This is a genomic window from Actinomycetospora sp. NBRC 106375 (genome assembly GCF_030269665.1).
Lineage (GTDB): Bacteria > Actinomycetota > Actinomycetes > Mycobacteriales > Pseudonocardiaceae > Actinomycetospora.
In genome coordinates this window covers 43,154-62,309 of the sequence record NZ_BSTS01000006.1, presented here as the reverse complement: position 1 = coordinate 62,309, position 19,156 = coordinate 43,154, and the positions used below count along the sequence as shown (strand labels likewise).

Here is a 19,156-nt window from a genome sequence, read left to right as displayed (position 1 = left end):
CCGAGTCCGACACGCCGTCGGACGAGTGATCCCGAGCCGGGGCGTGGCCCCGAAGCGCTCCGGTCGAGTGGTCACTCCATGGGATCATCGAGCGCGAGAACGACGCCTCACCAGGGCTAACGTCCGTCGCAATGATCAGCGACGAGGTCGGCGCGCACGACGACGCCGCGGCGGCGGGCGGTGCCCCGTGGCGCCGCGGGCTCGACGTGCTCGACGACTACTCCGGTGGGGGTGTCCTCTCCGAGGAGCTCGCCGACGACCTCGTCAACGAGCTCGCGGGCCTCGTCGGGAGCTCGCGTCCGCGCCGGGGCCGCCGCGGCCCGCACCCCGTCGGGCGACCCGGGCCGCAGCCCAGCCGGCCCGCCGTCACGCCGCCGGCGATCCGGCCGCGGCTGACGCTGGTGCACGGCTCCGGGAGCTGAGCTACTCCTTGACGGCCACCAGCACGAGGTAGAACAGCTCGGTGCCGGCCATCGAGACCCGGTGCCGGAAGCGGCGGCGCACCACGGTGCGCGACGGGTGCGCCGTGTCGGCGGTCGCCGCCAGCATCCCCTCGACGTCGGTGACGTCGTGGTCCTGCTCGCCCGCCGCGAGCGTCAGCGCGAGGTACGACCCGGGCGGGAACGCGTCCCACAGCTGCGCGAGCGCGTCCACCGGGACGTGCCCGGCGCCGACCGCGCCGGCGGCGACGAGCGCGGTGAGCTCCTCGTCGCGGACCAGCCGGGTGACCTCCTCGACGTCCAGCCGCTCGCCCACGAGGTAGTGCGCGTAGAGCCCGGGGCGGTCACGGTGCGCGGCCTCCCGCGCCTCCGGGACGCCGTCGGCGCCGGCGACGACCGTGACGCCCCGGTCGCGCAGCTCCTCGCCGACCACACCGTTGCCCGCGCCGAGGTCGAAGGCGCGCAGCCCCTCGACGCCATGCTCCCCGGCGGCCTCGACCAGTGCCTCCGCCACGGTGGCCGGTGAGGCGCACTCGAGGCGCCGCTGCACCACGTCCTCGTACAGCCCGGGCACCGAGTACACCCGCGCGTAGTCGTGCAGGGTGATCCGTTCGGTCTCACCGTCGGGGTGGCGCAGCAGGAACTCCTCCTGTGCCTGCCGCCGTCCCGGGGTCGTGTCGAGCTCCACCGTCCAGCCGGCCGCCGGCTCCCTCGCTGTGGCCATGGCCGCCATCATGCCGGTCACACGGGCACCCGACCCTGTGGCGGACATCCCCGTCACGGTGGTGTGGCCTGGGTCCCTTGTCGTTCCCCGCGCGATCCGCGGCGGTCACCCTCGGTGGTGCCAGGACGCGTCGACGTCGCCGCGGCGTACGACCCGGTCGGGACCGGACCGCCGGTCACCGCAGGGGAGGTCCGTCATGAGTGTTGTCCCCGCCCACTCGCCCATCGCGCAGCTGATGCGCCCGGGCGCCCGTCCCCGCGTCGCGGACATCCCCGTCGACGACCGTGAGCACGCGGTCACCGTCGTCGCCCACCTGCTGCACGCCGAGTGCGAACAGTGGAGCTGGACGACCCACACCGCCGACCACCACCGCGCGGACGCGCTGCGCATCGTGGGTGCGCTCACCCGGGAAGGGTGGGCTCCGCGCTCGGCCGCCTGAGAGGGTGTGCCCGTCACCCCGATCGGCCGGTAGATTCCTGCTCCGATCGGCTCACCGGAGCCGTGAAGGGGTGGGCATGGCCATCGAGGTGGACGGCGTCGAGCTCAACGAGACGTCGCGGGGGTCGGGCGCTGCCTGGCGCTGGAGCACGCAGGGCCAGGACCCGATCGACTACGAGATCCAGTGGGTCGAGAACAAGGACACGTTCCTCTACTCCACCCGCGTGCGGCCGGGCGGATGGAACGTCTCCCAGCTGGACCCGAACACGTGGGTCGGCGACGGGACGCTCGAGGGCGCCCGGGACATGGTCAAGCGCGGCCTGCCGACGCTGCCGCACTGAGGCGGGCGGGCCGGGCCGGTCGCGCCGGGTCCCGAGAAACGAACGGCGCTCCCGCTCCTTCACAGGCAGCGAGAGCGCCGTTCGTTCGTTCTCCGAGGCCTCAGCTGCCGCCGAGCACCCCGGACTTGCTCAGCTGCTCCATGACGGCGTTCGGGCCGTCGAACTGCTGCTTGTCGAGCCCCTTCAGGGTGTCGACGAGCTGCTGGTCGGCCCCCTGCGAGCCCGCGTGGTCCGCGAGCTCCTGCGGCCCGCCCGGGTACCGGAACCCGGCGAGCGACTTCTGCACCTGCGTGACGTCGTAACCCATGCGCGGCGGGTCCCCGACCGTCCGTCCCTCGAACCGTTGCCACACTCGGCACCGTGACGCCCGCGTTCCCCGTCGTCGTGTTCGACCTCGACGGCACCCTCACGGCCCCGGGGACGACGCGCCCGGCGCCCGGGGCCGTCGCCCTGGTCGAGGCACTGCACCGCGACGGCACCGCGCTGGCCCTGGCGACGTCCGCGTCGACGCGGGTCGCGCGCCGGGTGCTCGACGAGCTGGGCGTCGGCGGATCCTTCGCCCACGTCGCCGGGCTGGACGGCGGCGGCGACAAGGACGCGGCCGTGGCCGAGGCGTTGCTGGGTCTGGGGCTCGCCGACGCCCCGACCGGCTCGCTGCTCGTCGGCGACGGTCCGGTCGACATGCACGCCGCGATCACGCATGGGCTCCGGCCCGTCGGCGCCGGGTGGGGCGGCTCGTCGGCCGACGAGCTGCGCGCCGCGGGGGCGACGGTCGTGCTGGGACACCCGGACGAGCTGTGGTCGCTGCGGGCATCCTGACGTCGTGCCCCGCTGGGTCCTGCACCTCGACCTCGACTCGTTCTTCGCGTCGGCCGAGCAGCTGACCCGTCCGACGCTGCGCGGGCGCCCCGTGCTCGTGGGCGGGCTGGGGCCGCGCGGGATCGTCGCCGGCGCGAGCGGCGAGGCGAAGGTGCACGGGGCTCGCTCGGCGATGCCGATGGGCCAGGCGCGCCGGCTCAGCCCGCACGCCGTGGCGCTGCCGCCGCGGACCGCGCTCTACCGGGTGCTCTCGGAGCGCTTCTTCGGCGTCGTCCGGGCGTGGGCGCCGGTGCTCGAGCAGATCGCCTACGACGAGACGTTCGCCGAGCCCGAGGCGCTCGCCGACGCCGACGCGGACGACGTGAGCGCCTTCGCCGAGCGCCTGCGCGCGGAGGTCCGCGCGGTCACCGGGCTCGCCGTCTCGGTGGGCGCCGGGTCGGGCAAGCAGGTCGCCAAGATCGCCTCGGGGCGCGCCAAGCCGGACGGCGTGCACGTCGTGGCCCAGGGCGGCGAGCGGGCGCTGCTCGACCCGTTGCCGGTGCGCGCGCTGTGGGGGATCGGGCCGGTCGCCGAGACCACCCTGCACCGCGCCGGCGTCGACACCGTGGCCAAGCTCGCGGCGCTCGAGACCGGCGAGGTCACCGCCCTGCTCGGCGTCGCGGTCGGGACCGGGCTGCACCGGCTCGCCCGCGGCGTCGACGACCGCCCCCTGGTCGAGCGCGGCGAGGCCAAGCAGGTGAGCGCCGAGACGACGTTCGACGAGGACCTCTCCGACCTCGGTGCCGTCCGTGCCGCGGTCGCGGAGCTGGCCGAGGGCGCGCACCGGCGCCTCGTCGCGTCCCACCGCGCGGCCCGCACCGTCAGCGTCAAGATCCGGAGCGCGTCGTTCGGGACGACGAGCCGCGCCGAGACCCACGCCGACGCCACCACCGACCTCGCGACGCTCACCGACACCGCCCAGCGCCTCGCCGTCGCCGCGCTGCCGGACGCGGGCGTGCGGCTGGTCGGCGTCTCCTTCTCCGGGCTGACCACGGCGGTGCAGGAGGCGCTGTTCCCGGGGACGGCGCCGGAGCCCGCGCCCGCTCCCGTCCCCGCCGACCGGCCCGAGCCCGAACCGGAGCCCCCACCGGGCCGCGAATGGCGCACCGGCGACGACGTCGCCCACCCCGAGCACGGCCACGGCTGGGTCCAGGGCAGCGGGCACGGGCGCGTCACCGTCCGCTTCGAGACGGCCTCGACCGGCCCCGGCCGCGCCCGCACCTTCCGCGCCGACGACCCCGCCCTGACCCGCGCGGACCCCGTGGCGAGCCTCTCCTGAGGTCACACGCCCGCGGGCACCCGCACCGGGTAGTCGGGCAGGGCGACGATGTCGACCGGCAGGGACGGGTCGAACACGCCGAGGCGGGCGAGGGTGCTCCCGAGCGGTCCCCCCGCGACGCGGAGCCCCGCCCGGAGGAGCCGGCGGTGCCACTCGACGCGCGGGTGCCCGACGCGCGGGACGAAATCCTGCGCACGGTCGACCTGGGGCCGCAGCAGGCGCTCGTAGCGCGTGAAGGCCGCGGGGACGTCCCCGGGGGTCGCGCCGAGCTCTCCGGCGAGGACGTACGCCCCGGCCAGCGCGCTGGTCGTCCCGGTGCCGAACGGACCGGCGCACCACGCGGCGTCGCCGAGGACCGCGACCCGGCCCCGGTGCCACGAGGGGAGACGGACCTGGGCGATCTGGTCGACGTGCAGCGAGTCGTTGTCGAGCCCGGCCAGGACGCGGGGGGCCTCCCACCCGACGTCGGCGTACGTCGCCCGCAGGACCGCCACGATGCCCTCGCGGTCGAGCTGGTCGAGCCCGCGCAGGTCGGTGTGGACGCTGAGCATCGCGCGCGTCGTCCCCACGTTGTCGGGACGCAGGTGCACGAGACGCCCGCGGCCGCCGAAGTGGATGCGCCACTGCCGGTCGTCGTCGGCGGTGCGCGGGAGCGTGAGGTACGCCGCCAGCAGGCCGAGCTCGTCGATCCGGGCGTCCGGGAAGACCAGGTCGCGGGTGCGGGAGCGCGAGCCCTCGGCGATCACGACGGCGTCGAACCGGCGGGCCTGGCCGTGCGCGAGCTCGACGTCGACGCCGTGCCCGTCGTCGTGCAGCGCGGTGATCCGGTCACCGAAGAGGTACTCGGCTGCGCCCGCGGAGTGCTCGTGGAGCAGGCGCGCGAGCTGCCCGCGCAGGATCTCCAGCTCGGCCGTGGGGCTGCTGTCGGTGTCGTCGCCGCCCGCCGGGAAGGAGGCGTAGGCACGTCCGGGCTCGTCGACGAAGGCGAGACCGGTCTCGCTGGTGTGGTGGGCACGGACGGCCTCCTCGAGCCCCATGCGCCGCAGCACCTCGCGCCCGACACCCCGGACGTCCACGTTCTGGCCCTCGTCGCGCAGACGCCCGGCGCGCTCGACGACCGTGACCTGCCACCCCGCGGCGGCCAGCCACGACGCGGCGGCGGGTCCGGCGATGCTCGCACCGGAGACCAGGATGCTGGGGCTGCCCATGGCGGCATCTCCTCGACGACGGCGGTGATGTCCGCGGCTACCCAGTAGATAAACAAGTTAACGATTCTCGGATGATGGGATGCGCCACGTGAGCGACGAGCAGATCCGTCGGGAGCCGGCACTCGCGACGGTGGACGACACGACCCTGGCGGTCCGTCGTCTCATCGCCGCCGCCCAGGACCTCACCGTCCGCACGGCTCACGGCATGGCCATGAACCTCAGCGACATGACCGCGATCATGCAGCTCAGCGAGCACGGGCCGATGGGCGTGGCGGAGCTCGCCCGGCGGCTGGGGGTCACGTCACCGGCGACGACCGTCCTGGTCGACCGTCTCGAGCGGGCCGGGCACGTCGAGCGCCTGCGGGACGCCGGCGACCGCCGCCGGGTGACGATCACCGACACCGCCGCGGGGCGTGCGGCGACGCTGCACGCCTGGCTGCCCGCGATCCGGCGGATCGACGAGGTCTGCCGGTCGCTCTCGCCGTCCGAGCAGGTCTTCGCCCGCGAGCTCCTGGGCCGCCTCGCCGCGGCGATGGCCGGCAGCCCGTGATCGGGTCTCACCGGGCCGCGGCCCGCTCCACCAGCCCGCGAGCCGCGTCGCGGGCGACGCGGAGGGCCGCGGGCTGCCCCGCGACGGCGTGGGCCACCAGAGCGCCCTCGTGGAGCACGAGCAGGTGCAGGGCCAGGTCGGCGACGTCGTCGGCCCCGGCCGCGGTGAGCTCGGCGGCGAAGAGCGCCCGCAGCCATTCCTTCTCCCCGGTGACGACGGCGCGCCCGGGGTGCCCGGGGTCGTCGAGCTCGGCGAAGGCGTTGACGAAGGCACACCCGCGGTCGGCGGCCCAGTCCTCGAGCACGGCGAACGGCGCCAGGGCCCGGCGCCGCGGGTCGGTCTCGGCCTCGACCGCCGCGGTGACCCGCTCTCGCCAGCGCTCGTCGCGGGCCCGCAGGTACGCCGCGACGAGCTCGTCCTTCGAGCCGAAGCGGTCGTAGAGCGTCCGCTTGGTGACCCCGGACTCGGCGGCGATCGTGTCGACCCCGACCGCGTGGATCCCGCGCTCGTAGAACAGGTCGGACGCGACCTCGAGGATGCGGCGGGCGCCGGGGGTCAGGGTCATCGGCTTGCCTTCACAGGGCTGTGTACCTACGGTAACACTTCACAGGTCAGTGTAGTCGAGAGGACGGCGATGATCCCGGAGACGATGGACGCGGCGGTGCTGACGCGGCACGGCGGGCCGGACGCCCTGGAGCTGCGGACGGTGCCGGTCCCGCGGCCGGGCGACGGTGAGGTGCTGGTGCGCGTGACCGCGGCCGCGCTCAACAACACCGACATCTGGACGCGTCAGGGCGCCTACGGTCTCCCCGGCGATCCCCAGGCCCTCGCCGGCTGGCGCGGCCCGATCGCGTTCCCGCGGATCCAGGGCGGCGACATCGCGGGCGAGATCGCGGCGGTCGGCGGTGGGGTCGACCCGGCCCGCGAGGGCCGGCGGGTCGTCGTCGACAACGCGTTCTACGAGGGCGACGGCCCCGACGCCGGCCCGATCGGGCTGCTCGGCAGCGAGGCGGACGGCGGCTTCGCTCAGTACGTGGTCTGCCTCGACCCGCGCGCCCACGACGTGGGTGCGTCCCCGCTGTCCGACGAGGAGCTCGCCTGCCTGCCGGTCGCCTACGGCACGGCGGCCGGGATGCTCGCGCGCGGCCGGATCACGGTGGGCGAGACGGTGCTGGTCACCGGGGCCTCGGGCGGCGTGGGTCTCGCGGCCGTGCAGCTCGCGGCGGCCCGGGGCGCGCGCGTGGTGGCGCTGACCGCGCCCGGCAAGGAGGAGGCGCTGCGCGAGGCCGGCGCGGCGGGGGTGGTGCTGCGCGGCCCCGAGCCGGGCGCGGTGGCCGACGCCGTCGCGGACGCCGCGGGCGCGCCGCTCGACGCCGTCGTCGACGTCGTCGGCGGGCCGCTGCTGCCGGCCCTGCTCGACCGGCTCCGCGACGGCGGCCGCTGGGTGATCGCCGGTGCGATCGGCGGCCACACCGTGGACCTCGACCTGCGCAGGCTCTACCTGCACAACGTCAGCCTCGTCGGCTCGTCGATGCACACCCGGACGCACTTCGCCGAGCTCGTCGCCGACGCCGTCGCGGGGCGCATCCGCCCGCGGATCGCGGCGCGCTACGCCCTGGCGGACATCCACGCCGCGCAGGAGGAGTTCGCCGGCTCCGCGTACGTCGGGAAGATCGTCGTCACGCCGTGATCCCGCTGCCCCGGTCCGTGATCAACGTGGACTTCGTACGCACAGAAGCAGCGAGAATCCAGTTGAGCACGCCGATGGGCCGTTCGCTGCGACTCACGAGGCGAGCGCGAAGGCCGCCCGCAGCTCGTCGACGAAGTCGCCCGGCACCTCGAGGGACGCGAAGTGGCCGCCGCTGGGCAGGGCGTTCCAGTACCGGAGGTCGGTGTAGCGCGCCTCGACCCACGCGCGCGGCAGCTTGACCATCTCGGCGGGGAAGTACGACACCGCGCTCGGGACGGTGACCGGCGTCGTGACGTCGACGCCCGCGAAGCTCTCCCAGTACAGCCGCGCCGAGGACGCCCCGGAGGCGGTGAGCCAGTAGATTGTCGCGTTGTCCAGCACGCGGTCGCGGGGGACGCCGCCGAAGCCGTCGCCGTCGGTCCAGACGACGAACTTCTCGGCGATCCAGGCGAGCTGGCCGGCCGGGGAGTCGACGAGGCCGTAGCCGAGGGTCTGGGGACGGGTGCGCTGCTGGCCCGAGTAGCCCGACCCGACGCGCACGAACTCGCGGCCCTCGGCGAGCCAGCGCTGCTCGGTCTCGTCGAGGGTCGCGTCGTCGAACCCGTCCGGGCGCGCGGCGCGCGGCATCGTCGTGTGCATCATGACGACGCGGTCGGGGTGACGGGCCGCGAGCGCGGTGGTGACCATCGCGCCCCAGTCGCCGCCCTGGGCGAGGAAGCGGTCGTAGCCGAGGCGCGACATCAGCCCGGCCCAGGCGTCGGCGATGCGGTCGACGCCCCACCCCGGACCGGTCGGCTTGTCGCTGAACCCGTAGCCCGGCAGCGACGGCGCGACGACGTGGAAGGCGGGCAGTGCGGGGTCGCCGGGGTCGGTCAGGGCGTCGAGGACGTCGAGGACCTCCACCACCGAGCCGGGCCACCCGTGAGTGACGATCAGTGGCTGTGCGTCATCACGTGGTGACCGTACGTGGAGGAAGTGGAGACCGAGACCATCGATGGCGGTGCGGAACTGGCCCCGCCGGTTCAGTTCGTCCTCGACGCGACGCCAGTCGTGCTCCTCGAGCCACGCGCGGCAGAGCTCGGTGACCGCGTCGAGGCCGATGCCCTGCGCCGGGTCGGTCGCGGGCTCCGGCAATCGGACGCGGCGGAGGCGTTCCCGCAGGTCAACGAGCTGCTCCTCCGGGACGTCGAGCACGAACGGCACGACCTCGACGGACGGGTCCCCGGCGGGCACGGGTGCTTCGGCGGCCACGGATCGCACCGTATCCACCCGCGCCGGGTGCCGCCGTGTGGTCGCACGTCAACGCCTCCGTTCTGGTGGCGACGCGACACGCCGACGGCTGGTGTTCGTGACCCGAACGAGCCAACTTCGCGCCCAGGTGTCACACGGGGCCTCATGGTGGCGATGCACGAGGTGGAGGTGATCAGCGTGCTGAACGATCGGTCGGCGGCTCTGCTCGCCGCGGCTGCGGATCTGGACGAGTGTGACGGCTACGTCGTGCTCGTGTTCGACCCGGAGACCGGGGAGCTCGATGCCCACGGGCCCTACGAAGGGGTCGAAGCCACACTCCGCGCGGAGGAGATGCGGCGCGAGTTCGACGACGACGGACTGCGCGACGTGCTCATCCGCGTCTCGCGTCTCCACCGACCGCGCTGACACCGGCGGACCTCGGCGCGGAACCGGCGCCGTGTCCCGGCGTGGTCCGCTCCGGCCGGGGTACACCCCCACCGCGACGATGCGGCGGTGACGGGAGGCCCTGAGGTCATGGCGGAGGCGAGCGGGACGGGGCGCACGGTGCGGGAGGCCTCGCTGGAGGTCTTCCGGGCGCACGGCATGACGACCGTGTTCGGCAACCCCGGGTCGACGGAGCTGCCGATGCTCGCCGACCTGCCCGACGACTTCCGCTACGTGCTCGGCCTGCAGGAGGCCGCGGTGGTGGGCATGGCCGACGGCTACGCCCAGGCCACCGGGCGTCCCGCGCTGGTCAACCTGCACACCGCGCCGGGCGTCGGCAACGCGGTCGGCGCCCTGGTGAACGCGGCGGCCAACGGCGCGCCGCTCGTGGTCACCGCCGGGCAGCAGGTCCGCCCGATGATCAATCTCGAGGCGCTCCTGACGAACCCGGACGCCACGGTGCTGCCGCGTCCCGCGGTCAAGCTCTCCCTCGAGCCCGCCCGGCCCGCCGACGTGCCGGCGGTGCTCGCGCGGGCGGTCCACGCGGCGATGACCCCGCCGCGGGGCCCGGTGTTCGTGTCGATCCCGATGGACGACTGGGACGCCGAGCTCGACCCGGCCACCGAGCCGGCCGGGACCGTCGCGGCCCGCCGCGTGCACCGGCGCGCCGCCCCCGACCCGGCCGGGCTGGACGCCCTCGTCGAGGCCCTCGACGGCGCCCGGTCGCCCGCGCTCGTCATCGGGGGCGACGTCGACGCCACCGGCGGGTTCCACGACGCGGTCGCGCTCGCCGAGCGCACCGGCGCCGCGGTGTACTCCCCGCCCGTCGAGGGCCGCGTCGGCTTCCCGACCGGCCACCGGCTCTACCAGGGCTCGCTGCCCATGGCGATCGACCCGGTCGCGCAGGCGCTCGCGCCGTACGACGTCGTGCTCGTCGTCGGCTCCGCGGTGTTCCGCTACTACCCCTACGTGCCCGGCCCGTTCCTCGCCCCGGGCACACGGCTGCTCCACGTCACGGCCGACGCCGACCAGGCCGCCCGCGCTCCGGTGGGCGACGCGGTCGTCGCCGACCCGACCCTGACCCTGCGCGCCCTGCTCGAGCGCGTGGGCCCCGGTCCCGCCGACCGGGCGTCGCCGCCGGAACGCGCCGCCCTGGAGGCGCCCCGCGCGGGCGGGGAGGGACGGCTGTCGGCCGAGGAGCTGTTCGCCACGCTCGCGCAGGAGTGGCCCGAGGACGCCGTGCTCGTCAACGAGTCGCCCTCGCACCGCGGGGTGCAGCAGGCCCGGCTGCCGATCGACCGGCCCGGCAGCTCGTACTTCACGGCCTCGGGCGGGCTCGGCTTCGGGCTCGCCGCGGCGGTCGGGGTGGGCCTGGCCGAGCCCGCGCGGCCCGTCGTCGCGGCCGTCGGCGACGGCTCGCTGCAGTACGCGGTCCAGGCGCTGGCCACCGCGGCGTCGCTGCAGGTGCCGGTGACGGTGCTGGTGCTCGACAACCGGGAGTACGCGATCCTCAAGTGGTTCGCGGCGCGCGAGCAGACCCCGAAGGTCCCCGGGCTCGACCTGCCGGCGGTCGACCACCTCGCGCTCGCGCAGGCGTACGGCGTGCCGGCGGAGACCGTCGGCACCGTCGACGAGCTGCGCGCCGCGTTCCGCCGCGGTGTCGCCGGCCCGGGCCCGCGGCTGGTCCACGTCCCGGTGCCGCCCTCCGGGAGTTGACCTCGACCATTCTCGAGGTCCGAAGGTGGTGCGCATGACGACCACCACGGGGCACCGAAATCGACAAGAGGGCCGTCGGACCCCCGGCGTAGCGTCGCGACGGCGTCCGCTGCACGGGTCGGCGGCCGGGGGAGGACCACGGGTGAGCACGGACACGGCCGCGCGGCCGGCGAGCGAACGCACCGACGGCACGGCGCCCGCGGTCGAGGTCCGCGACCTCGTGAAGCGCTACGGGCGCAGCCGCACGGCCGCGGTCGACGGCCTGAGCTTCGCGGTGCGCCGCGGCGAGGTGTTCGGGCTGCTCGGCCCGAACGGCGCGGGCAAGACCACCACGGTCGGCGTGCTCACCACGCGCGTCACCAAGACCTCGGGGCTGGCCACGGTGGCGGGCATCGACGTCGCGGCCGACCCGGTCGGCGCGCGGGCGGTGCTCGGTGTCGTCCCGCAGCGGCCGAACCTCGACCGCTCGCTCGACGCGCGCGGCAACCTCGTCTGGCACGCCGCGTACCACGGGGTGCCGCGGGCCCGGCGCCGCGCGCTGGCCGACGAGCTGCTGGACCGGATGGGGCTCGCCGAGAAGGCGAGCACCAACCCCGACGAGCTCTCCGGGGGCCAGGCCCAGCGCCTGATCATCGCGCGCGGGCTGATGCACGACCCCCAGGTGCTCTTCCTCGACGAGCCCTCCACCGGGCTCGACCCGCAGGCGCGGCTCTTCGTGCACGACCGCGTCACCGAGCTCGCCGCGTCCGGCGTCACCGTCGTGCTCACGACGCACGACATGGACGAGGCGGCCAAGCTGGCCGACCGGGTCGGCATCGTCGACCACGGCAGGCTCCTGGCCCTCGACACCCCGTCGGAGCTGGTCGCGGCCCTGCCGGGCGAGGCGACCATCGACCTGACGCTCACCGGCGCCGACGTCGGGGCCCTGCGCGGGCGCCTCACGGAGGTCCGCGGGGTGGCCGGGGTCGAGGAGATCGCCGGCGAGGCCGGACTCGACGGTGGCGCCACCCACCTGCGGGTCAGCGTCGACGGCGAGGCCGGCGCCGCGCTGCCGCCGGTGCTCGGCACGGTGGCCGACGCCGGCGCCACGGTGTCGCAGGTCGAGCTGGGCGAGCCGACGCTCGAGGACGTGTTCATCGACCTGACGGGGAGGGGACTGCGATGAGTGCACCGGCGACGGGGGTCCCCGCGACGGGGGCCCCGGCGAGGTCCGCCGGTCCCGGTCAGGGCCGCGCGTTCCTCGGGGTCCTCGGCCGCGACCTCGCGGTCACCGGCAAGGAGTTCGGCACGTTCCTCAGCCAGGTGCTGATGCAGCCGTTCTTCCTGCTGTTCGTCTTCGGCGTGGTGCTGGGCCAGCTCGGCTACGTCACGCCGGGCTACGCCCAGCTGCTGCTGCCCGGGCTGCTGGCACTCAACGCGTTCTTCGTGGCGGTGCAGGCCACCGCGATCCCGCTGGTGATCGACTTCTCGTACACCAAGGAGATCGAGGACCGCCTGCTCGCGCCGCTGTCCACCCGCCTGGTGGCCGTCGAGAAGATCGTGTTCGGGGCCTCGCGGGGCCTGTTCGGCTCGCTGGTGATGATCCCCGTCGGCTACATCGTGCTCGACGAGGTCACCTGGGACCTCTCGGGGTTGCCGATCGCGGCCGTGCTGCTCGTGCTCGGCTCGCTCGCCGGCGGGGCGGCCGGGCTGTGCATCGGCACGCTGGTCTCGCCCCGGAAGATCAACGTCGTGTTCGCCCTGGTGATCACGCCGCTGCTGTTCACGGGCTCGACGCAGTTCCCGTTCCTGCAGCTCGGGAACCTGCGCTGGTTCCAGGTGATCTGCGCGCTCAACCCGATCACCTACGTCTCGGAGGGGCTGCGCGGCGCGCTGACCCCGTCCGTGCCGCACCTGGCCGGCTGGGTCTGCCTCCTGGCGCTGGTGGCGGCCTGCGCACTGTTCGGCGTGATCGGCATCCGTGGGTTCGTCCGTCGGGCCCTCGACTGAGGGGCGTCCGGTGACCGAGGCCGCGTTCGGGGCGCTGCGCGCACGCCTGGCCGCGGTCCTGGCCGACGGCGGGCACCCGGGTCCGGCCGCGCTCCTCGGGCGCCTGGCGCACCGGCCGGGCGACCGTCCGGCCGCGGCGCCACCGGTCGTCGCGCACCTCGACGACGCCCTCGTCCGGACCGGCGAGGAGGTCGACGCGGCGCTCGCCGAAACCCTCGCTCCGTTGGCCCGCGCCGCGGCCTGGCAGCAGACGGCGTCGTACGTGGAGAACCCGCCGGACGCGACGTTCCTCGACCTCTACGCGCACGCCACCCTCGCCGAGGCCGACGACGTCGCGCTCGGCCTCGTCCTGCTCGGTCCGGGCGTGCACTACCCGCCGCACCACCACCCGGCCGAGGAGTTCTACCTGCCGGCGGGGTCGATCCGGTGGCTGCACGCCGCCGGGGGCGAGCCGGCGCCGGAGCCCGCCGGGGTGCTCGTCCACCACACCCCCTGGCAGCCGCACGCGATGACCACCGGCGACCGTCCGGTGCTCCTCGTCTACGTCTGGACCGGTCCGGTGGGGACGCCGTCGGTGTTCGTCTGACGGGTCCGTCCGGGTAGGCCCCGATCATGCGACACCAGGAGTTCCTCGCGGGCGTCGCCACCCGAGGTGGCTTCGCCGAGACCGACGAAGCCCGCCGCGCGGCGGACGCCGTGCTGGCGACGGTGGCCGAGCACCTGCCCGCCGACGACCGTGACGCGCTCGCGGCCGCCCTGCCGTCCCTGCTCGAGCAGGAGTCCGGCGTCGACCGCGTGGGCGGCGGCGGCACCCCGACCGAGGCCGGCCTCGTCGACGACGTGGTCTCCCGCACCGGGTGGTCGGCGGAGCGCGCCCGCTACGCGCTCGTCGCCGTGACCGGCCAGCTCACGGCCGAGGACGCGGATCTCGGGGGGCGGATCGGGCGCGTCCTGCCGATCGAGCTGCACGGCGGCGGCCCGACGCTGCCGCCCGACGCCGCCTCCGAGGGCGCGCAGGGCCGCCCGCAGCCGGTCGACGCCGACGAGCTCGACCGCGCGCTCGGGCAGCGCCTGCCGGAGTGGTCCGGCGACCGCTCGGGCATCCAGCGCACCGTCTCGATGCCCGCCGAGCGCGTCGACCTGCTCCTCGAGCGCCTGCGCGCCGTGGAGCACGAGACCGGGCACCGGCTGCGCATCCTCGACCGCACGCCCACCTCGCTGACCGTGCGCGCCCGCAACGAACGCCAGGAGATCGTCACCGCCGCCGACCTCGACCTCGCCGCCCGTTTCGACGAGGCCACCGCGGCCGTGGGCTAGACGACCGTGAAGCCCGGCGGGGTCGGAGCGCGGCCGGTGAGGGCGCGCAGCAGCACCGCGCCGTGCCCGAGCCGCACGCCGGTGCGGGCGAGGACACCGACCGCCTCCCCGACCGTCTCCTCGGCGAAGGCCACGTCGAGCCCCGCCGCGGCGGCGATGTCGAGGCCGTGCACCACGAGCTCGACGGTGCGGGTCGGGACGTAGGAGCGGACCCGCAGGCCGCCGGCGATCGTCGTGATGAGCGCGTCGGGGTCGGCGGCGCGGGCGGCCGCGACGGCCCGGGCCCCCAGCTCGGCGAACGCCGCGGCCGGATCCGCGCCGAGTGCCTCGCCCGCGTCCCGGCCCCGCTGGGCGACCGCCGCCTGGTCGATGCCCTCGCCGGTCATCGACGGCAGCAGGGCGTAGTAGCCCTCGGGCGAGTCGATGTCCTCCTGCTCGGCGGGCCGCTCCAGGTAGGTCAGCACGGTGACGAACGCGCGGCTGGTGTGGCCGACCAGCGCCCGCAGGTCCCACTCGCCCAGCCCCGGGCCGTCCCACGCGTCGTCCGGGATCCGCCGCACCAGCTCGACGGCCGTCTGCGCGGCCTCCGCGTACGTCTCCATGTGAGCGATTTTCCGGGCTATAGCCCGGAAATCGCTCACATAGGGGGTCAGGCGATCAGTTTCGCGGCGATCTGGGCCAGGCGGGTGCCCTGGACGCGGGCGGCCTGGAGCGCGTCCTCGTCGGGGGCGGCCGACTTCCGTGACACCCACGACGCCCCGTACGGGTTGCCCGACGACATCAGCGACGGGTCGGCGGCGTAGCCGAGGGGCATGACCAATGCGCCCCAGTGGTAGAGCACGTTGTTCATCGACAGGATCGTCGCCTCGAGCCCGCCGTGGCCGGTGGAGGCGCTGGTGAACGCCGTGCCGACCTTGTCCGCCAGCTTGCCTTGCGCCCACAGCCCGCCGGTGGTGTCGAGGAACGCCTTGAGCTGCTCGGCGCTGTTGCCGAACCGGGTCGGGCTGCCGAGGGCGAGCCCGTCGGCCCACTCGAGGTCGTCGAGCGACGCGAGCGTGTCGTACGGGTTGTCCTCGACCCACGCCTTCCAGCGCCGGTTGTTCTCGATCGCCTCGGCGGGCGCGCGCTCGGCGACGGGCCGCACGCGCGTCTCGGCGCCGGCCGTGCGGGCGCCCTCGGCGAGGGCCTCCGCGAGGGCGGCGACGTTGCCGGTCGCGGAGTAGAAGACGACGGCGATGTGCGGCGCCCTGGCGGCAGCGTCGGTCACGGGGCCTCCCGGATCGGTGACATCGGTGGCGAGCGCCCCGATCATGTCCCGGAGCGGGCACCGACGCCGCCGCGGGGTCCGTTGCGTTCCGCGCATCGACGCCGCCGACAGGGGAGACTGGGCGACGTGACGGCGCGGGAGGCGGGGGCGACGGTGCCCCGACCGAGGGCCGGGTCGGCCGCGGGCACCGACCCGGCGGGCCCGCGCGGGCTCGTCGCGCTCTACCGGCGCCTGTCCGGCCTCGTCGCCGCCGCGTCGGCCGACACCCAGGCGGTCGCGTCGGTGGTGGCCGGCGAGCTCGGGGTGCTCGCCGCCGTCGTCGGGCCGCGCCGCGAGGTGCTCGCCGCCGCGGCACCCGGAGTCGGCGTCGCCGAGGCCTCCGCGCTCGTGCGTGCCGACGCCCGCAGCGGCGTGTGGCCGCGGGTGCTCGACACGGCCGCGGCGGCCGGCCGGGCGCTGCGGGTGCCCGGGCCGGGAACGCGCGTGCAGGTCGTCGCCCCGGTGCTGCTGGGCCGCGAGGTCCCGGCGTTCCTCGTGGCCGAGGAGGACACCGCGGCACGCGACCGACCCGAGGCCCTCGCCGGTGACGACGTCCTGCTGCTCGTGGCCGAGCACGCGGCGACGGTGGTCGGTGTGCTCGCCGGGCGCGACCGGGTGCTCGCCACGGCTGCCGGGCAGGTGCGCGGCGACCTCGTGTCGGGGCTGCTGCTCGACCGGGCGCGCGACGCCGACCAGGCCGCCCAGTGGGCCGAGCACGTCGGCTTCGACCACGGCGTCGCCCACCGCGTGGTCGTGGTGTCCCCGGACGACGACGACGCGTACGGCGCCGGGCCCGCGAGCCTGCTCGGGGAGGCGGAGGAGCACCTCGGCGCCGCGGCGCCCGCGGCCCTCACCGTCGTGCGCGACACCGAGACGGTGGCGGTCGTGCCGGAGCCCGCCGACCCGGTCGCGGTGGGTGCGGCGTGCGCCCGCCGCCTCGCGCGGGGCCGCGTGCCCGACCCGGACGCGTACTGGCCCGTGACGGTGGCGGTCGGCGGGACGCTCCAGGCGCCCGAGGAGATCGCCCGGTCCTACGACCAGGCGCGCCGCACCCTGCTCGCCGCCCGGCGCCTCGGTCGCGGCGGGCGCGTGGTGCGCTTCGACGACCTCGGCGTGCACCGGCTGCTGCTCCAGATCCCCGACCCCGAGGCCGCCCGCGCGTTCGCCCGCGAGGTGCTCGGCCGGCTCGCCACCGACCGCTCCGAGCGCACCACCGAGCTGCTGCGCACGCTCGCGCGCTACTTCCGCGAGGACGGCAGCCCGCAGCGCGTGGCCCGCGCGCTCAACGTCCACCCCAACACCGTCGGCTACCGGCTGCGCCGCGCCGAGGAGCTGTCCGGCCTGCACCTGGACTCCTACCGCGACCGCCTCGCCGCGCAGGTCGCGCTGGAGATACTCGGGGAGATCGAGGCGTGAGCGAGTCGTTCGCCGACGCGCTCGCCCGGCGGGTGCTGCTCGCCGACGGCGCGATGGGCACCCTGGCGCGCGCCAGCGGACGCCAGGTCGAGGGACCGGGCGTGGAGCTGTGCGTCGTCGCCCCCGAGCTGGTCACGGCCCTGCACGAGCGCTACCTCGCCGCCGGCGCCGACGTCCTGCAGACCCACACCTTCGGCGCGTCCCGGCCCCGGCTGGAGCGTCACGGACTCGCCCGCCGCACCCGGGAGATCAACTTGGAGGGCGCCCGCCTGGCGGCCGCCGCCCGCGACGGCGCCGGCCGGCCGGCCTGGGTCGCGGGCTCGGTCTCGCCGGCGACCCCGCCGGGCCAGGCGACGCCGGTGGACCCGTCGCGAGCGGCCGCGGCGATCCGCGAGCAGGTCGCCGCGCTCGTCGAGGGCGGGGTCGACCTCGTGCTGCTGGAGACGTTCAGCCGCGCCGACGAGCTGCTCGCGGCCGTGGGCACGGTCCGCGAGGTGACCGACCTGCCCGTCGTCGCGCAGGCGACCTTCGTCGACGAGGACGGCACGCCGCTGACGGCCACGGGCGAGTCGCCGGCGGACGTCGTCGCCCGCCTCGCGGACGCCGGCACGGTCGCCGTCGGCAGCAACTGCACGCTCGGCCCCCAGGGGCTGCTCGACGTCGTGCGCGGCATGGGCCCGACCGGGGGGCCCGCCCTCTCCGCCCAGCCCAACGCCGGCCTGCCGCACGTCGTCGCCGACCGCAGCGTGCGCTTCGCCGGCGACGCCGAGCACTTCGCGCGCTACGTGCTGCGCTACGTCGAGGCCGGCGCGCGGCTGGTCGGCGGCTGCTGCGGCACGACCCCCGAGCACACCGCCGCGGCGGCGAGCGCCCTGACCCTGCACGACGCCTGGTCCGGCCCGCCGAGCACCACCACGGGCGCGCCGACCGGGCCGGTGGAGGTCCTCCGGCGGGTCGCCACGCCGTCGGACGAGGACGCCGACGCCGAGGACGAGGCGGTCGCCGCCACCCGCCCGACCCGCGGGGTGCTGGAGCGCTGGCTGCGGGCACGCGGGTCGCGGGAGTTCCTCGTCGCCGCCGAGGTCGCGGGCGCCGGGACACCCGACGAGCACCTCACCCGCGCCCGGCGGGCGGTCGCGGGCGGGGCGGGTGTGCTGTGGGTCAGCCGCCCCCGCACGCGGCGCAGCACGACCACGCCGGCCGGCCTCGCCGTCCACCTGCACGACCGGATCGAGGTCGACACCGCGCTGACGGTCACCAGCTGGCAGACGAGCCTGCTCGCCCTGCAGGCGGACCTGCTGGGGCTGCACGCGCTCGGGCTGCGCCTGCTCGTGTGCGAGACGGGCAACCCGCCGGTGCACGCCGAGCAGGCCGTCCGCGACGGGCGGTGGGAGGTCGACGGGCCGGAGCTGCTGCAGCTGGCGGCCGGGCTCAACCGCGGGGTCGACGCCGACGGGGTCGAGCTGGCCGAGACCACGGCGTTCCGGCTCGGCGCCCGCGTCACGCCGGGCGCCGACGACCTCGACCACGAGATCGCCCGGGCGCTGGCCAAGGTCGAGGCCGGCGCGGAGTTCCTGGTCTCGCGGCCCGTGTTCGAGCTCGAGCGGCTCGGGGCGATCGTCGACGCGCTGCGCGCCGCGGGGCACCGCGTGCCCGTCCTCGCGTCGGTCGGGGCGCTCGCCGGCTACGCCCAGGCCGAGCACCTGCGCCACGAGGTGCCCGACGTCGTCGTCCCCGACGCCGTGGTCGAGGAGATGCGGCGCGCCGGTGACGGGCCCGAGGCCGCGCGGACGGGGCTCGCGCTGGCCGCCGAGCTGGTGGCCGGCGCCGCGGGCAGCGTCGACGGCGTGGTCGTGCGGTGGTCGGGTCCGCCCCTGCCGGGTCTGGATCCCGCCACGGCGGTCGCCCGGCTACGGGCGGCCGCGCGGGACGCGCCCGGCGCCCGCGCCGGGCGGTGAGGGAGCGTCAGGCGCTGACGGCCTCGACGACCGGCCGGGGCGCCGGCACGGGCGCGACGGGGGCACCGCGCAGGCGGGCGACGGTGGCCCGCAGGTAGGCGACCTCGCGGGTCAGCGACGCGACGGTCTCGCCGTCGAAGTCGTAGGACATCTCGCGGGGCATGACCACGACCCCGCAGCAGGGGCACGTCGTCGGGGCGTTCATGCTCGTCACCTCGGAGATCGGATCGGCACCGGGCGGGCCGGAGGATC

Annotated in this window: 23 protein-coding genes; 15 read left to right on the top strand and 8 right to left on the bottom strand. The window is 76.0% G+C overall.

The window, feature by feature from the left end; all coding sequences use genetic code 11:
• Positions 1–131 precede the first annotated feature (131 nt).
• Positions 132–422, top strand: coding sequence for a hypothetical protein (locus QSK03_RS11730; protein ID WP_285651920.1), 291 nt, complete (start codon positions 132–134; stop codon positions 420–422).
• A 1-nt stretch (position 423) separates the two neighbouring features.
• Here QSK03_RS11730 and QSK03_RS11725 read toward each other — a convergent pair whose 3' ends face one another.
• Positions 424–1,164 carry a class I SAM-dependent methyltransferase gene (locus QSK03_RS11725; RefSeq protein WP_285651918.1) on the bottom strand — a complete coding sequence of 247 codons (741 nt, stop codon included), beginning with the start codon at positions 1,162–1,164 and terminating at the stop codon, positions 424–426.
• Positions 1,165–1,360: 196 nt separating this feature from the next.
• On the opposite strand from QSK03_RS11725, the gene QSK03_RS11720 reads away from it, so the two are divergent.
• Together QSK03_RS11720 and QSK03_RS11715 are read left to right on the top strand one after the other, a co-directional pair.
• Positions 1,361–1,603, top strand: a complete 243-nt coding sequence (locus QSK03_RS11720) for a hypothetical protein (protein ID WP_285651915.1) — start codon at positions 1,361–1,363, stop codon at positions 1,601–1,603.
• A 76-nt stretch (positions 1,604–1,679) separates the two neighbouring features.
• Entirely contained in the window at positions 1,680–1,943 is a 264-nt protein-coding gene (locus tag QSK03_RS11715; RefSeq protein WP_285651912.1) for a hypothetical protein, read from the top strand.
• A 100-nt stretch (positions 1,944–2,043) separates the two neighbouring features.
• On the opposite strand, the gene QSK03_RS11710 is transcribed toward QSK03_RS11715, so the two are convergent.
• On the bottom strand, positions 2,044–2,250 hold the full coding sequence (locus QSK03_RS11710; RefSeq protein ID WP_285651909.1) for a DUF2795 domain-containing protein: 207 nt from the start codon (positions 2,248–2,250) through the stop codon (positions 2,044–2,046).
• A 53-nt stretch (positions 2,251–2,303) separates the two neighbouring features.
• On the opposite strand from QSK03_RS11710, the gene QSK03_RS11705 reads away from it, so the two are divergent.
• Positions 2,304–2,762, top strand: a complete 459-nt coding sequence (locus tag QSK03_RS11705; RefSeq protein WP_285651907.1) for an HAD family hydrolase — start codon at positions 2,304–2,306, stop codon at positions 2,760–2,762.
• A 4-nt stretch (positions 2,763–2,766) separates the two neighbouring features.
• Positions 2,767–4,080 (top strand): DNA polymerase IV, encoded by a 1,314-nt coding sequence (locus tag QSK03_RS11700; protein WP_285651905.1) that lies wholly within the window; start codon positions 2,767–2,769, stop codon positions 4,078–4,080.
• Between the two features lie 2 nt (positions 4,081–4,082).
• On the opposite strand, the gene QSK03_RS11695 is transcribed toward QSK03_RS11700, so the two are convergent.
• Entirely contained in the window at positions 4,083–5,288 is a 1,206-nt protein-coding gene (locus QSK03_RS11695; RefSeq protein ID WP_285651902.1) for an FAD-dependent monooxygenase, read from the bottom strand.
• Positions 5,289–5,376: 88 nt separating this feature from the next.
• Here QSK03_RS11695 and QSK03_RS11690 point away from each other — a divergent pair, with 88 nt between their 5' ends.
• The gene (locus QSK03_RS11690) at positions 5,377–5,838 is read left to right on the top strand and encodes a MarR family winged helix-turn-helix transcriptional regulator (protein ID WP_285651900.1); all 462 of its coding nucleotides are present in this window, start codon (positions 5,377–5,379) and stop codon (positions 5,836–5,838) included.
• A gap of 7 nt (positions 5,839–5,845) precedes the next feature.
• Here QSK03_RS11690 and QSK03_RS11685 read toward each other — a convergent pair whose 3' ends face one another.
• Complete coding sequence (locus QSK03_RS11685; protein ID WP_285651897.1) at positions 5,846–6,403, bottom strand: TetR/AcrR family transcriptional regulator; 558 nt, start codon at positions 6,401–6,403, stop codon at positions 5,846–5,848.
• Between the two features lie 69 nt (positions 6,404–6,472).
• Between QSK03_RS11685 and QSK03_RS11680 the strand changes: the two genes are divergently transcribed.
• Positions 6,473–7,528: a zinc-binding dehydrogenase gene (locus QSK03_RS11680; protein WP_285651893.1), complete on the top strand. Its 1,056-nt coding sequence runs from the start codon at positions 6,473–6,475 to the stop codon at positions 7,526–7,528.
• Between the two features lie 93 nt (positions 7,529–7,621).
• Here the strand turns inward: QSK03_RS11680 and QSK03_RS11675 are convergent, their stop codons facing one another.
• The gene (locus QSK03_RS11675) at positions 7,622–8,722 is read right to left on the bottom strand and encodes an epoxide hydrolase family protein (protein WP_352231999.1); all 1,101 of its coding nucleotides are present in this window, start codon (positions 8,720–8,722) and stop codon (positions 7,622–7,624) included.
• 210 nt (positions 8,723–8,932) lie between these two features.
• On the opposite strand from QSK03_RS11675, the gene QSK03_RS11670 reads away from it, so the two are divergent.
• The 6 genes from QSK03_RS11670 (at position 8,933) to QSK03_RS11645 (ending at position 14,224) form a co-directional block, all read left to right on the top strand.
• The gene (locus tag QSK03_RS11670) at positions 8,933–9,184 is read left to right on the top strand and encodes a hypothetical protein (protein ID WP_285651890.1); all 252 of its coding nucleotides are present in this window, start codon (positions 8,933–8,935) and stop codon (positions 9,182–9,184) included.
• Between the two features lie 87 nt (positions 9,185–9,271).
• Positions 9,272–10,918 carry a benzoylformate decarboxylase gene (gene mdlC, locus QSK03_RS11665; RefSeq protein WP_285651888.1) on the top strand — a complete coding sequence of 549 codons (1,647 nt, stop codon included), beginning with the start codon at positions 9,272–9,274 and terminating at the stop codon, positions 10,916–10,918.
• A 142-nt stretch (positions 10,919–11,060) separates the two neighbouring features.
• Positions 11,061–12,083: an ABC transporter ATP-binding protein gene (locus QSK03_RS11660; protein WP_285651886.1), complete on the top strand. Its 1,023-nt coding sequence runs from the start codon at positions 11,061–11,063 to the stop codon at positions 12,081–12,083.
• Positions 12,080–12,907 (top strand): ABC transporter permease, encoded by an 828-nt coding sequence (locus QSK03_RS11655; RefSeq protein WP_285651883.1) that lies wholly within the window; start codon positions 12,080–12,082, stop codon positions 12,905–12,907. Before QSK03_RS11660 ends, QSK03_RS11655 begins: the two co-directional genes overlap by 4 nt.
• Positions 12,908–12,917: 10 nt before the next feature.
• Positions 12,918–13,493 (top strand): dimethylsulfonioproprionate lyase family protein, encoded by a 576-nt coding sequence (locus QSK03_RS11650; RefSeq protein WP_285651880.1) that lies wholly within the window; start codon positions 12,918–12,920, stop codon positions 13,491–13,493.
• 26 nt (positions 13,494–13,519) lie between these two features.
• Entirely contained in the window at positions 13,520–14,224 is a 705-nt protein-coding gene (locus QSK03_RS11645; RefSeq protein WP_285651878.1) for a DUF2267 domain-containing protein, read from the top strand.
• Here QSK03_RS11645 and QSK03_RS11640 read toward each other — a convergent pair.
• Complete coding sequence (locus QSK03_RS11640; RefSeq protein WP_285651876.1) at positions 14,221–14,826, bottom strand: maleylpyruvate isomerase N-terminal domain-containing protein; 606 nt, start codon at positions 14,824–14,826, stop codon at positions 14,221–14,223. The two genes, QSK03_RS11645 and QSK03_RS11640, sit on opposite strands and share 4 nt — an antisense overlap.
• Before the next feature lie 47 nt (positions 14,827–14,873).
• Positions 14,874–15,491: an NAD(P)H:quinone oxidoreductase gene (wrbA, locus tag QSK03_RS11635; protein ID WP_285651874.1), complete on the bottom strand. Its 618-nt coding sequence runs from the start codon at positions 15,489–15,491 to the stop codon at positions 14,874–14,876.
• A 126-nt stretch (positions 15,492–15,617) separates the two neighbouring features.
• Here wrbA and QSK03_RS11630 point away from each other — a divergent pair, with 126 nt between their 5' ends.
• A complete protein-coding gene (locus tag QSK03_RS11630; RefSeq protein ID WP_285651871.1) occupies positions 15,618–16,946 on the top strand; it encodes a PucR family transcriptional regulator in 1,329 nt (442 codons plus the stop codon).
• Positions 16,943–18,904 (top strand): homocysteine S-methyltransferase family protein, encoded by a 1,962-nt coding sequence (locus QSK03_RS11625; RefSeq protein ID WP_285651870.1) that lies wholly within the window; start codon positions 16,943–16,945, stop codon positions 18,902–18,904. Before QSK03_RS11630 ends, QSK03_RS11625 begins: the two co-directional genes overlap by 4 nt.
• Positions 18,905–18,911: 7 nt before the next feature.
• On the opposite strand, the gene QSK03_RS11620 is transcribed toward QSK03_RS11625, so the two are convergent.
• A complete protein-coding gene (locus QSK03_RS11620; RefSeq protein ID WP_285651868.1) occupies positions 18,912–19,109 on the bottom strand; it encodes a hypothetical protein in 198 nt (65 codons plus the stop codon).
• Between the last annotated feature and the right edge of the window lie 47 nt (positions 19,110–19,156).